The sequence below is a fragment of the Gluconobacter sp. DsW_058 genome, from assembly GCF_002153615.1.
GTDB classification, from domain to species: domain Bacteria; phylum Pseudomonadota; class Alphaproteobacteria; order Acetobacterales; family Acetobacteraceae; genus Gluconobacter; species Gluconobacter cerinus.
Window position 1 is genome coordinate 79,952 of record NZ_JOPH01000058.1, and the last position, 12,741, is coordinate 92,692.

The following is a 12,741-nucleotide window of genomic DNA, read 5'->3' on the forward strand; positions in this document are numbered from 1 at the left end:
GGCGTTAACGAAATTTTTAGACTCTCGGCGTCATAACGTCTTGTAACAAGACTAGCCAGAGGCGTCTGACCATGCATCTTGAACAACGGACAGGCAGCGTTCCGGGCCTGGTTTATGCAACTGTGCGCCAGGGTATGACCACGCGCACGTTCCCTATTGAAATCAGACAAACGGCATCCGGTCATTACATTGCCCGGATGCCCGACCAACGCTGGTCCATTGAATGCATGACCGTAGATGCGGCGTTGCTTATGCATGCAGCCGTGCTTTTCCCGGTTGAGCATGAACACGCCCCCTGGCTGTCCAACCCACGACCGGCACTGTCGCCCGTGCAACGTCATGCAGCCCGCATTCTTTCATCGAAAACCCGAGAAGAAAAAACGGAGCGAGAAGCCACGCTGGATTATTAGTCCTGTTTGAGGCTTGCCAAATTTTCTGGACGGGCCGATGTCTGGAGCTATGAAAAGCCGGTTTGTATATTCCGTCGCGAGCGTCCTTCTGGGCGCTGCTGGTCTGTTCTCTTCACCTGCTTATGCAGACCATCCTTGGAAAGATGCTCCGCAGTCAGCACAGATTGTTGCTGATGCTGCGCTTGAGCGTGTTCAGCTTGGCTCCCTGCTTCCACATGGCGCAGACACTTTCCTGGCTTTGAGTGAAGAGGGTCGCCCTGTTTTACTCGATTCCCAAAATCACACTCATCCGTTTCCGATTGATACCGCTGCGCAGGAACAAATCTCACCCCTCGCATTTCTGACGCAGGCAGGATCGGATTACTGGGGCCTAGCAGTATCGCCTCAGGCTAAGCTTGTTCATCTCTCTGTGGATGGAAAGCTCATTGGAGAGGTGCCATTCGTCGGTGGAACGCTGAAAGGCAGCAATCTCACGGCACTTCAGGTCCATGGCAGCTTTGCCTATGTGACGGATGAAGGAAAACCGGCCCTCGTTGTCGTTTCCCTGAAGAACGGTAAAGCACAGCGCTTTCTGCCCTATGATCCCTCCGTCACAGGACGCAGACCGTTCACGCGCAACGCACAAATTACCAACGGACCAGACGGGCACCCTCTGACTGGCGGAAATGTTCGGCTTTTAGCGCTCGACGCCAAGGGGCAATGGCTGTTTTACATGCCCGCCTGCGGCCCCCTGTATCGGATTGATGCCTCCCTCCTGACAGATCCGGCTTTCACGCCCGTTGAGCAGCTTGATGGCATTGTGGAATGGCGCGATACGCCGAGCCTCGGCGGCATCACCCTAAGCCCTGAAAACGTCTTCTATATGTCTGACCTTACGGATGGCGCTCTCCTTCAGTTCGGCAGCGAACGCAATCCTCTGATCCTCATCCGGGATACTCGCCTTCTCGAGGCTGGAGCACTGGCGGTTTCTGACAGTCATCAGGTTGCCGTTCTGACATCAGAAGATGGAAAACCGCACATTCTTCGCATCGCCTTGCCATAGAAGGTCGTGATATAAACTTCCCATGCGCTACCGATCTACTCGCGGCGACCTAACCGCCGACGCACCCAACTTCTCCGACATCCTCCTTGCCGGCCTTGCTGGAGACGGTGGTCTCTACATGCCGGAGAGCTGGCCAAAAATCAGCGCCCAGACGTTCCGTGAATGGCGCACGCTCTCCTACGCGGACCTGACTGCCGAAGTCATTTCCCTGTTTTCCGACGGCGCCATTGACCGCGATACTCTTCGCGACATGGCCCGCGACGCCTATGCGGGCTTTGATCACGCCGCTGTCGCGCCGCTTTGCGAAGTGGAGCAGGACCTTTTCTCACTTGAACTGTTCCATGGTCCTACGCTCGCCTTCAAAGACATGGCGATGCAGATGCTCGGCCGCCTGTTCGATCATGTCCTGACCCAGCGGAACCAGAAAGTTACGATCGTCGGTGCGACATCCGGTGACACGGGCTCGGCTGCCATCGAAGCCTGCCGTGGCCGCGAGCGCCTGTCCGTTGTCATTCTTCACCCCAAAGGCCGGACATCAGAAGTTCAGCGCCGCCAGATGACGACGGTTCCGGACGACAATATCCTGAACATTGCCGTCGAGGGTGACTTCGATACCTGTCAGGACATGGTAAAGGCCCTCTTCGCAGACACGACGTTCCGCGACGAAGTCTCTCTTTCCGCCGTCAACTCCATCAACTGGGCCCGTATCGCCGCCCAGATCCCGTATTACGTCCGGGCAGCGCTGGCATTAGGCGCACCAGACCGCGAAGTGTCTTTCTCCGTTCCGACCGGCAATTTCGGCAATGTGCTGGCAGCCTGGGCCGCACGCCAGATGGGTCTCCCCATCCGTCGCCTGTGCATCGGGTCGAACCGCAATGACATTCTCACGCGCTTCCTGATTGAAAACGATATGAGCGTCCGTACGGTGGAGCCAAGCCTCTCGCCGTCCATGGACATTCAGGTCTCGTCCAATTTCGAACGTCTGCTGTTCGAACTTCTGGACCGCAACCCGACGCGTTGCGCTGCGATCATGAAAGAATTCCGTGAAACTGGCCGAATGGCCGTACCACACGATGCGTGGACGCGCATGAAAGACGTCTTTGACGGCATGACGCTCAGTGATGAGCAGACCAGCGAAGCCATGCGTCACTTCTACAGCGAAAGCCTCTATCTGGCGGATCCCCATACGGCGATCGGCCTGGCGGTTGGCAAGCGCTTTCAGGAGCCGGGCATTCCGATGGTTGCGGCAGCCACTGCACATCCTGCCAAATTCCCAGATGCTGTTTTCGCAGCGACCGGAATCAAGGCTGCTCTGCCGCCTCACCTCGCTGATCTTTTCGAGCGCCCAGAGCGCTATGACACCATGAGCAGTCAGCTCGCCGGTATTCAGGATGCGGTTCGCACCCATATCCGCCGCCACTGACAGGCTTGTTCCTTCCTACAGGCTCCCCATCTCAGGGAGCCTGTCTTTTTATGATTTTACGGAAACTCATGCCCGATACGATTGAAGTCACCACGCTCGACAACGGTCTGACCATCATCACGGAACGCATGGAACGCGTTGAGACCGTATCCTTCGGCGCCTATGTTTCGATCGGTACACGCGACGAAACTGCCGAAAACAACGGCGTCTCCCACTTTCTCGAGCATATGGCCTTCAAAGGCACAGAAAGACGGTCCGCAGCCCGTATTGCCGAAGAAATCGAGAATGTCGGTGGTCATATCAATGCTTACACTGCGCGGGAAACCACCGCGTATTACGTCAAGCTCCTCAAGGAGGATCTGACGCTTGGTGTAGACATTATCGGCGACATTCTGACGCACAGCACGTTTCTGGATGCTGAAATCGATCGTGAGCGTGGTGTCATCCTCCAGGAAATCGGTCAGGCCAACGATACACCAGATGACATCATCTTCGATCACTTCCAGGAATGCGCCTTCCCGGCTCAACCGATGGGCCGCCCGACGCTAGGAACCGAAGAGCTTGTTTCCGGCATGACGCGTGAGACGCTGATGGGCTACATGCGTGAACATTACACCACGCGTAACATCACGATCGCCGCGGCCGGCAATCTGCATCACCAGCAGGTCGTGGATCTCGTGAAAGAGCACTTCGCTGACCTTCCCACTCATCAGACCCCAACGCCCCGCAATGCGGACTATGCCGGGGGTGACATCCGCACCACGCGCGAACTTGATCAGGCCCACCTGGTGATGGGCTTTCCATCCGTCAGCTATCACCACCCTGATCATTACGCTGTCATGATCCTGTCCACCCTGTTGGGCGGCGGCATGTCTTCGCGGCTCTTTCAGGAAATTCGCGAACGCCGCGGGCTGGTTTACAGCGTCTATTCGTTTGCCTCCCCATTCAGCGACAGTGGTCTGTTCGGACTTTATGCGGGAACGGGCGAAGCCGAGGTGGCTGAGCTGGTGCCAGTCATGATTGACGAACTCAAGCGCCTTCAGGACGGCCTGACACCTGAAGAGCTTTCTCGTGCCCGTGCGCAGCTCAAATCATCCCTGCTGATGTCTCTGGAGAGCACGGGTAGCCGGTGTGAACAGCTGGCACGCCAGATCCAGGTTCATGGCCGCCCTGTTCCTGTTACGGAGACAGTCGGCAAAATTGATGCCGTAACGGAAGCTGACATTCTTCGGGTTGCGAAGACCATCTTTGCAGGCACCCCAACTTTCACGGCTATTGGGCCCGTGAAGAATGTGCCTGCCATTGAAGACATCACTGCGAGGCTTGCTGCATGACCACTACGCCCATTGAGGCCCTCCTCGCCGCTGCCAAACGACATGGTGCCGATCACGCCGATGCCGTGTTCATCAGAAATGAATCCGAATCCGCGATGGTTCGGAAAGGTGTCCCTGAAGGCATAGAGCGCTCAGAAAGTGTCGCGCTTGGTCTCCGTGTTTTTCGGGGCCAAAAAGCCGCATCAGTGTCAACCAGCGTTCTGGATGAGGCCGAGTTTGATCGGCTGGCAGAACAGGCCTGTGCCATGGCGCTCGTCGTGCCAGAAGACCGCTTTGGCGGTCTTGCGCCTGACAGCATGGTTGGACATTTTGATGCGTCCGGTCTGGATCTGGAAGACACGGCAGCACCGCACATGGACGCGCTCTTGGCACGTGCTCGGGAAGCAGAAGACGCTGCCCTGGCTGTATCGGGTGTTACCAATACCAACGGCGCTTCTGCCGGACATGGCCGCACAGTTATTGCGCTTGGTACGTCTGCGGGCTTCATGGGGCGTTACAGCCGTACTGGGCACTCCATCAGCGCCAGCGTACTGGCCGGTGATGGCGCGCTGATGCAGCGGGACTACGCTCATCACGGCACTGTCCATTTGGAAGATCTGGACGCGCCTGCCCTTATCGGCCGTGAGGCAGGAGAACGTGCTGTCTCGCGCGTGAACCCCTCTCGTCCAAAGACTGGCACATACAGCATCATTTATGATCCGCGGGTTTCCTCCAGCCTGTTGGGTCATCTGGCGAGTGCCATCAATGGCGCATCCGTTGCGAGAGGCACGTCATTCCTGAAAGACGCCATGGGGACGCGTATTCTGTCCGCTGGCCTGACAGTCCGTGACGATCCTCGCCGTATTCGTGGTGCGGGCTCGCGCCCCTTCGACGGTGAAGGCTGCCCTGCGACAGCTCTGGATCTGATTTCGGACGGCGTTCTCACCACATGGCTGCTGGATTCCAGAAGCGCCCGTCAGCTTGATCTGCGGTCCAACGGGCGCGCAAGCAGAGGCGTTTCAGGTCCACCGAGCCCAAGTGTGACAAATCTTCATCTTGAACCAGGTGATCTTTCCGCAGGGGATCTGCGTTCCGATATAAAGGAAGGAATACTGGTCACGGAACTCATGGGGTCATCCATCAATATGCTGACGGGTGATTACAGCCGAGGGGCTTCCGGCTTCATGATCCGTAACGGCGAGCTTGCTGAGCCCGTTGCGGAACTCACGATTGCTGGAAATCTTCGGGACATGTTCTCCCGTATGGTTCCAGCCAGTGATCTTTCCTTCCGGAGCAGCGTGAATGCGCCGAGCATCCGGATTGATGGCATGAGCATTGCAGGACTTTGATGCGTAATTTTCGTCTTTTCTCCGTCGCCTGTGCGCTACTTTGCGTGCTGGGTTCCGCCGATGCCCGTCCGGGTGGCGGGGCCTCTATGGGGAGCCGTGGTTCACGCACCTGGAGTGCGCCTCCACGGACATCCATCACGCCGAGCTGGACACGCCCAATGGACCGGACAATGGCGCCGCAGTCCAACTATGGTGCACAGACCGCTCCCCGTCCGATGGCTCCCATGACGCCGGGTTATCGCCCGTCCTTTCCAAACCGCCATCCTTTCATGACAGGTTTTGCAGGAGGCCTGCTGGGCGCTGGTCTGTTCGGAATGCTGAGTGGGCACGGGTTCTTTGGTGGCATGAACGGCGGCACGTCATTCCTTGGATTTTTGTTCCAGGTGTTCGTGATTGGTGCGCTGATTATGTTCGTTCTTCGGCTGTTTAATCGTCGCAAGATGGCAGCAAACGGGATGTCTGGCAGTGCTCCGTTCAGTGCGGCTGGAGGAAGCGCGCCCGTCACGTTGAGCAACGACGATTATACCAGCTTCCAGCGCCTCCTTCTTGATATCCAGGCAGCCTGGAGTGCACAGAACACACGTGCGCTTTCCAGCATGACCACACCGGAAATGGCTGGATACTTCAACGAACAGCTTTCCGATCTCGCCAGCCGTGGCGCACGTAACATTGTCTCCAATGTTCAGTTTCAACGCGGCGATCTGTCTGAAGCCTGGCGTGAACGCAACCTGACCTATGCAACGGTTGCCATGCGTTATTCCATGACGGACGTCACAACCGACTCGTTTGGCAATGTGATTGATGGAAGCTCAACAGAGCCCGTAACCGTTACGGAACTCTGGACGTTTGTCCGCGCAGACGGGCGCGGCAACTGGATCCTTTCAGCCATCCAGCAGGCTGGCTGAAAGCCCGTTCTTAGAAACGGATCAGTGTAATCACATAGAAAATTGCAGCGAGGGTAATAACCCCTCCTGCAATTCCGACGATACGGCTCTGACGCCGTTTCGCTGCGAGATCAGGCATCGTTGTTTTCATGACAGCAGAACCCGATCCACCAGAAGACCACAAAATAGAAAAAACAGATAAGCCAGCGAGTATCGAAAAGCAAAGCGCGCTGGCTTGTCTTTTGTCAGGCTCACGCCCGTTGCATCCTGCTGGTCCATCAGCACACGCACGGCACACAGGATGAAGCCCAGATCCAGCAGGCTTGTCGTCACTGTGTAAAACATTCCGCATTCATGCGCGAAAGATGGCCACAGTGAGACGGCCGTGAGGATAAATGTGTAAAGAAGGATCTGCCAGCGTGTGTGACGGGCGCCTTTGACGACCGGCAGCATCGGGATGCCCGCTTTGTCGTAATCCTTGCATGCGTAGAGCGACAAAGACCAGAAGTGCGGTGGCGTCCAGAGGAACACAATGGCGAACATGGCAACGGGCAGAATTGCCATGGAATTCATGGTCGCTGCCCAGCCGATCATTGGAGGAAACGCCCCTGCGGCACCACCAATCACGATGTTCTGTGGCGTACTCCGCTTGAGCCACATCGTGTACACAACGCTGTAGAAAAAGATCGAGAACGCCAGAATACCTGCGGCAAGCACATTTGTGGCAAGCCACAGCACGACAACCGACAGTACGGACAGCGCGATACCATAAACCAGCGCACTATCCGCTGGCATTCTGCCATCAGGGATCGGGCGTACATTTGTTCGGCGCATGACTGCGTCGATATCGCGATCGTACCACATATTGATCGCACCGGCGGCGCCAGCACCGATACAGATGCACAGGATGGTAATAAGACCGATGGGAATGGATGGCCATTGGGGAGCCACAGCCATGCCCGCCGCGCCCGTAAACACAACAAGGGAAATAACCCGTGGCTTCAGCAGAGCCAGCCAGTCCTTGAGCGACGAGTCTCCATTATCGCCCAGAACTGAAAAAAGCCCCGAGGGGGCTAGGGGTGTTGCTTCACTCATGCTTTGGCCCGGGCGCGCCCGGTCTCCTTGATCAGGAAAAGTCCGAGTATGCCGAATGTCAGCAGGCTGAGGCCCATCAGACCTTCTCCGACCACCATCAGCGCGGGCGTCAGAGAGCAAAGAGCCCCCACAAAGGTCAGGCCTGCATGCATACGGCTCAATGGAGACGGAATATGATCTGGGAGCACACGCATCATCCAGGCATAGAAACCACCACAGAGAGCCATGATGCCACCAAATGCCGCGGCTGAATGATCTGTTCCATGCCCCGGCATGAACTCTGCAATCCAACCCGCTGAGAAAAGGATCACGCTGCCCAACGCCCAAAGCGTCGTTCCGTCCAGTTCCTGTCGCTGCTTCCAGACGTCAATGCAAAGCGCAGTCACCAGCAGGACTGACGGTGCAAGCTGCGTCAACACCACGAGGCTTCCCTGCACTGCCGCAGGCACACCACCAAAGAGGCCGTCCATCCAGAAGAGCGGACCAACGACGGCCATCACGCCAAAAGCATAGGGAGCCAGCCGGTCAGCCAGTCCCGGCTTACTCCGGCTCGACGACAGCAGATAGCAGACCAGCCCCAGAGCTGGCGTCAGCATCAGGGATGTTTCTGGAAGATGAAGCAGACTGACCAGTTCATGAGCAGCATTGGCCGGAGCCCCGTTGATCATCATCCGTGTCATGATTGCACCAAGAACAGGCGCAACAATCGTCACACCTGATGCCGTGGCAAGCATGGACCACGCCAGTGGGGAAAGCTTCCGGAACTGAAGAACACGTCCTTCAAGAAAAGTCGTGATTACATCCAGAGCGACAGCGAAAACCCCGACAGCCCAGAGCGCGAGTGCAATAATTGGCTGGATTGGAAGAAACACAACGCCGGCTGACAGAAAACAGAAGCCCGTGAGTGTCAGAGCCGGAAGAGTTGTTCTGTCTGTCCCAAGTTCAGCGGGAAGTAGCCACTGGCCGAATCCACCGAGCGCAGCCGGGCAGATTACAAAGAAAGCCATCAGAATGCCGTGGCAGAAAGCCTGCCCGGCAGTCGGATGAATCTGAAGGAATGGCAGAGCCAACGACCCACCCAGAAGACCAGCAAACAGTGCCAGTAAAATAAAGGATGCGCCGATCCGTCTATTGGAAAGAGCGGGGGTAGAGTCGAAGGCCTGATAAGTCATGATCGCGTAGTCGGTCCCTGCCAAGGAATACCGCAGCGAGCGTCGGAATACTCGGCGCCGGCTTAACCGGAGCCATACGCCGATCAGGCGACCAGGGCTGCGGCGTCGCTTTTACTCTCGCATTGCGGCAATGTCACGAGTGTAAACAGCCCGGCAGGCGGAACGGGCGTCATAGTCGCGCGTTTTAGGTCTTCTGGGGGCAGAAGAGACTCGATTGCGAAGTCCGGATGCCAGCCGAGGGAACGCGAGGCACGGGCCATGCCGCGCTCTACCGTCAGCCGCAGGCCACCCGTTGCAAGAAAGTGGTTCACAAACAGGATGTGACCACCCGGACGAACAACGCGCTTCAGTTCGGCAAGAAGACGGTCGGGGTGTGGAACGACGGACGCGACGAACATTGCAACGGCAATATCAAAGCTGTTGTCTTCGAAAGTCGTGGCTTCCGCATCCATTTCCAGCAGATCGTCGACGTTAGTCAGACGGTCCTGAAGAACGCGCTGGCGGGCACGGTCAAGCATGTCTTCCGACAGATCAATGCCGGTAATGCGTTTATCCGGAGAATATGACGGCAGCGCGAGGCCTGTCCCAACGCCAACTTCAAGAACCCGCTCTCCTGGGAGAGCATTTACGGCTTCAACAGCCCTCTTGCGTCCATAGCCGGAGATACCACCAAAAACAGTATCGTAAACTCGCGCCCATCGACGATAGGCCGCCTTGACGGCCTCCGCATCCAGTGCAGAACGCGGGGAGAGAGTTGAAGACATAATATATGCGACCTTCTGTGTCCGCTCCCCATCAAGACTGGAGAGCTTGTCCGGAAACTTCGTTCAGTTGGGTCCTTCTTGCCCTTCCAGACATGCATCTGGCAAGACACGCGTTGCGGATGACGGGCGAGTTACCCGTTTTTCACCGTTTTGGAGGTCCCGGATGCTGAATTTCCTGCTGATCCTGCTCTGCCTCGTTACATGGGGTGGTGTCTACGTGTTTCATTTTCGGGGACAAATTACGGAATGGTGGGATAACCGTTTTGTAAAGGACAAGGCACCGGAACCGCAGGACGAGCCTACGCCCGAGTTGCAGCTTCCCATCCGCTATGATGCGGCGTCAGCTGAAACAGAAAAAAAAGACGCCTGAGCTGTACCGCTCAGACGTCTTTCTTGCTCCGTCACTTCAGGACGGGTAGCGCCGCTCAATCGCGTCCCAAACCAGCCCGGCACTGTTAATGCCCTCGAACCGGTCCAACTCCTGGAGCCCGGTCGGGGATGTGACATTAATCTCCGTGAGCCAGTCCCCGATCACGTCAATACCAACGAAAATCAAGCCGTGATCTCGAAGATACGGACCGATCGAATCACAGATCTCCCGATCGCGCTCCGTCAGTTCCACCCGTTCTGCGCGCCCGCCAACATGCATGTTTGACCGCGCTTCCCCTGTAGCTGGAACGCGGTTAATCGCACCGATGGGCGTACCATCCACAAGAATAATGCGCTTGTCTCCAAGGCGCACGGCGGGCTCATAGCGCTGAATCATCAACGGTTCGTTGGTGCGGGCGAAGTGCATTTCCAGCAGAGCCTTCAGATTTTCATCATCCGGCTTGATACGGAAAATTCCGGCGCCGCCATTGCCGTAAAGCGGCTTGACGATGATGTCCTTGTGCTGCTCGCGAAATGCCAGAATATCCCGGCTATCCCATGCAACCAATGTCGGCGGCATAAGGTGTGGGAAATGCGTGACAAGCAGCTTTTCAGGCGCATTCCGAACGGCGACTGGATCGTTCACGACAAGTGACAGCCCCTCGCCCACCCCATGAACGTGTTCAAGCATATGGGTCGCGGTGATGTACCCCATGTCAAACGGCGGGTCCTGCCGCATCAGGATCACATCGGTCTCGCCCAGTGGAAGAATTTCTTCTTCACCAAACGTCGCATGATCTCCACGGACACGGCGAACCTCAACCCGGCGCGCGCGCGCCTGAAGGCGGCCGCCCTTGCCCTGACCTTCAATCAGACTGAGCGTGGTTACAGGATAAACCCAGAGCTCGTGTCCACGCGCCTGCGCTTCAAGCATGAGGGCAAAAGTGGAGTCGCCATCGATGTTGACCTGTTCTAACGGGTCCATCTGTACGGCGACCCGGAGTGAGCGGGACATGTCGGAAACTCCGGCTAAGGAAAAATGGGATTTTATTCTGTAGCGGCCAGAATAGCTTTTTCAAAGCCACCCACAGCTCGCTCTCAAAAGATGTCGGCCCGGCTACGCAAAGCGACCATAGCCTGCACTGTCGGTGTGGTCAGGGGAGAGGGAAGCTCACCCAAAGGAAACCAGCCAAAATCACTATGCTTTTCAGGCTCCATGAGCGTTGGCGTTCCGGTCAGTTTCGTCACCAGATAAACGGGGGCGATCCAATGCGTACCGCTGTCCTGATCAGACTGCTCGACCAGACACAGCATGTCCCGGGCGTGGATCGTAATGCCAAGCTCTTCCGCAACTTCCCGTTCGACAGCACGCGAAACAGGCTCAAACAGATCTACTTTACCGCCGGGCAGTCCCCAGTATCCGGCTTCGGGCGCCTTTTTGCGACGAATCAGCAGAAGCTTTCCATCCACGAGAATGGCAGCGCCACATCCAACACGCGGCTCAGATTGCACGACGCCCTCTTTCAACCCTGTGACTCAGGATAAGTGATTTTGAGAATTTCGATTTCGACAGGGCCACGAGGGGTCTGCAACATGGCCACATCTCCGACACGGGTTCGCATCAGGGCACGTGCGATGGGTGAAATGAGACTGACCTCCCCTCGCACCAAGTCCGACTCGTCCACACCGAGGATCGTTACGGTGTGTTCGACATCGTCCTCATCGACATAAGTCACGGTCGCGCCAAAAAAGACCCGATCCCGCGTGGTCTGCGCCGCTGGATCAACGATGACCGCATTTTCAAGTCTTTTTCCCAGGAACCGCAAACGCCGGTCGATCTCTCGCAATCGGCGTTTGCCGTACTGATAATCGGCATTCTCAGATCGATCCCCATTGCCGGCGGCCCAGGAGACGATTTCGACAATGCGCGGACGCTCTTTCTGCGCCAGCTCCTTGAGTTCCGCTCGCATCACCTCCGCACCGCGCGGGGAAAGATAATGAGAGAGTGGTGTTTTTTCAGACATCAGAGCGCCTGAACCCGAAAGCGCATCCGACCACCAATCCGTGTTTTTGGTTTGAGAAGATGCAGCCCGCTGGCGACAACATCAGTCTGATTAATGGCGTCCGTCATGTTCGTGACGGGTTCCACAGCGACAAACGGGCTATCCGGTGAGGTAAAGACGACCAGATGCTTGAAGATTGGATCCGCCTCAACCGTCACTGCCAGCCCATCGTCCGGACGCTTCAAAACAACCCGCCCGCCAAAACCTGCAAAGCAGTTATCGATAAAACGATCATGAGCGGGCTTGGGCGTATGAAAAGACCACTCCCCGTCACAGGGAGCACCCTGCACAGGCAAACCATCCGGAGACGTCAGCCAGACCTTTTCAGCATCAAATGACAGCGTTGCGTTTTCATCTGCGGCGAGAAATGGATGAAAACCAAACCCGACTGGCTGCTCCGCCTCACCCCGATTTTCAATGGCAATCTGCACGTCCAAACCTGCGTCTGTAAGTTGGTAAGACAGAGCAGCACGATAGGCGAAAGGCCACGCTTGATCATTGTCCTGCGGGACGTGATCGAGCCTCAGTACCGCATGGCTTTCCCCTTGATGAGCAACAGTCCAGGCCTGCTCCCAGGCGTTACCGTGAATTGTATGCGGATGATCCGCCATGTTCGGAGCCAGATCATAACTCTGGCCGCCGAACGAAAAGCGCCCATTGGCAATACGATTTGAATACGGAATCAGAGGATACGCACCGACTGCTACTCCATTCAGCGCGCGCAACGCTGCATTCGGGGTTGGTAGAAAAATATCTTTTCCATCCCGCTTCCAGAGGCCGACAGAGCCTCCCGTTTCGGGAAGAAGAGTGAGCCGGCTCTTGCCGCAACTCAGTTCAATCATGACAGTCTGCAATCC

The 12,741-nt window shown here is 56.7% G+C and carries 14 protein-coding genes; 7 read left to right on the forward strand and 7 right to left on the reverse strand.

Annotation, left to right across the window (positions count from 1 at the left end):
* Positions 1-71: 71 nt before the first annotated feature.
* From HK24_RS11285 to HK24_RS11310, 6 genes are all read left to right on the forward strand, one after another.
* Positions 72-410: a hypothetical protein gene (locus tag HK24_RS11285; RefSeq protein WP_233126245.1), complete on the forward strand. Its 339-nt coding sequence runs from the start codon at positions 72-74 to the stop codon at positions 408-410.
* Positions 411-447: 37 nt separating this feature from the next.
* The gene (locus tag HK24_RS11290) at positions 448-1,452 is read left to right on the forward strand and encodes a major royal jelly family protein (protein WP_233126246.1); all 1,005 of its coding nucleotides are present in this window, start codon (positions 448-450) and stop codon (positions 1,450-1,452) included.
* Between the two features lie 22 nt (positions 1,453-1,474).
* Positions 1,475-2,875, forward strand: a complete 1,401-nt coding sequence (gene thrC / locus HK24_RS11295; protein WP_086634550.1) for a threonine synthase — start codon at positions 1,475-1,477, stop codon at positions 2,873-2,875.
* Between the two features lie 68 nt (positions 2,876-2,943).
* Positions 2,944-4,209: a pitrilysin family protein gene (locus HK24_RS11300; protein WP_086634551.1), complete on the forward strand. Its 1,266-nt coding sequence runs from the start codon at positions 2,944-2,946 to the stop codon at positions 4,207-4,209.
* Entirely contained in the window at positions 4,206-5,537 is a 1,332-nt protein-coding gene (locus HK24_RS11305) for a TldD/PmbA family protein (protein WP_086634552.1), read from the forward strand. Before HK24_RS11300 ends, HK24_RS11305 begins: the two co-directional genes overlap by 4 nt.
* Positions 5,537-6,442: a TIM44-like domain-containing protein gene (locus tag HK24_RS11310; protein ID WP_086634553.1), complete on the forward strand. Its 906-nt coding sequence runs from the start codon at positions 5,537-5,539 to the stop codon at positions 6,440-6,442. The genes HK24_RS11305 and HK24_RS11310 overlap by 1 nt, the downstream gene beginning before the upstream one ends.
* Positions 6,443-6,568: 126 nt before the next feature.
* Here HK24_RS11310 and HK24_RS11315 read toward each other — a convergent pair whose 3' ends face one another.
* The 3 genes from HK24_RS11315 to HK24_RS11325 form a co-directional block, all read right to left on the reverse strand.
* Positions 6,569-7,516 carry a heme o synthase gene (locus HK24_RS11315; protein WP_086634554.1) on the reverse strand — a complete coding sequence of 316 codons (948 nt, stop codon included), beginning with the start codon at positions 7,514-7,516 and terminating at the stop codon, positions 6,569-6,571.
* Positions 7,513-8,688: a cbb3-type cytochrome c oxidase subunit I gene (locus tag HK24_RS11320; protein ID WP_086634555.1), complete on the reverse strand. Its 1,176-nt coding sequence runs from the start codon at positions 8,686-8,688 to the stop codon at positions 7,513-7,515. The genes HK24_RS11315 and HK24_RS11320 overlap by 4 nt, the downstream gene beginning before the upstream one ends.
* Before the next feature lie 83 nt (positions 8,689-8,771).
* Complete coding sequence (locus HK24_RS11325; RefSeq protein ID WP_046899684.1) at positions 8,772-9,452, reverse strand: class I SAM-dependent methyltransferase; 681 nt, start codon at positions 9,450-9,452, stop codon at positions 8,772-8,774.
* 163 nt (positions 9,453-9,615) lie between these two features.
* Here HK24_RS11325 and HK24_RS11330 point away from each other — a divergent pair, with 163 nt between their 5' ends.
* Positions 9,616-9,822 carry a hypothetical protein gene (locus tag HK24_RS11330; RefSeq protein WP_086634556.1) on the forward strand — a complete coding sequence of 69 codons (207 nt, stop codon included), beginning with the start codon at positions 9,616-9,618 and terminating at the stop codon, positions 9,820-9,822.
* Between the two features lie 36 nt (positions 9,823-9,858).
* Here the strand turns inward: HK24_RS11330 and gshB are convergent, their stop codons facing one another.
* The 4 genes from gshB to HK24_RS11350 all read right to left on the reverse strand — a co-directional run bounded on the left by gshB (position 9,859) and on the right by HK24_RS11350 (position 12,726).
* Positions 9,859-10,836 (reverse strand): glutathione synthase, encoded by a 978-nt coding sequence (gene gshB, locus HK24_RS11335; RefSeq protein ID WP_064273979.1) that lies wholly within the window; start codon positions 10,834-10,836, stop codon positions 9,859-9,861.
* 83 nt (positions 10,837-10,919) lie between these two features.
* On the reverse strand, positions 10,920-11,333 hold the full coding sequence (locus tag HK24_RS11340) for an NUDIX domain-containing protein (RefSeq protein ID WP_086634598.1): 414 nt from the start codon (positions 11,331-11,333) through the stop codon (positions 10,920-10,922).
* Between the two features lie 11 nt (positions 11,334-11,344).
* Positions 11,345-11,845 (reverse strand): transcription elongation factor GreB, encoded by a 501-nt coding sequence (gene greB / locus HK24_RS11345; protein WP_086634557.1) that lies wholly within the window; start codon positions 11,843-11,845, stop codon positions 11,345-11,347.
* Positions 11,845-12,726 (reverse strand): aldose 1-epimerase, encoded by an 882-nt coding sequence (locus tag HK24_RS11350; protein ID WP_086634558.1) that lies wholly within the window; start codon positions 12,724-12,726, stop codon positions 11,845-11,847. Before HK24_RS11350 ends, greB begins: the two co-directional genes overlap by 1 nt.
* Between the last annotated feature and the right edge of the window lie 15 nt (positions 12,727-12,741).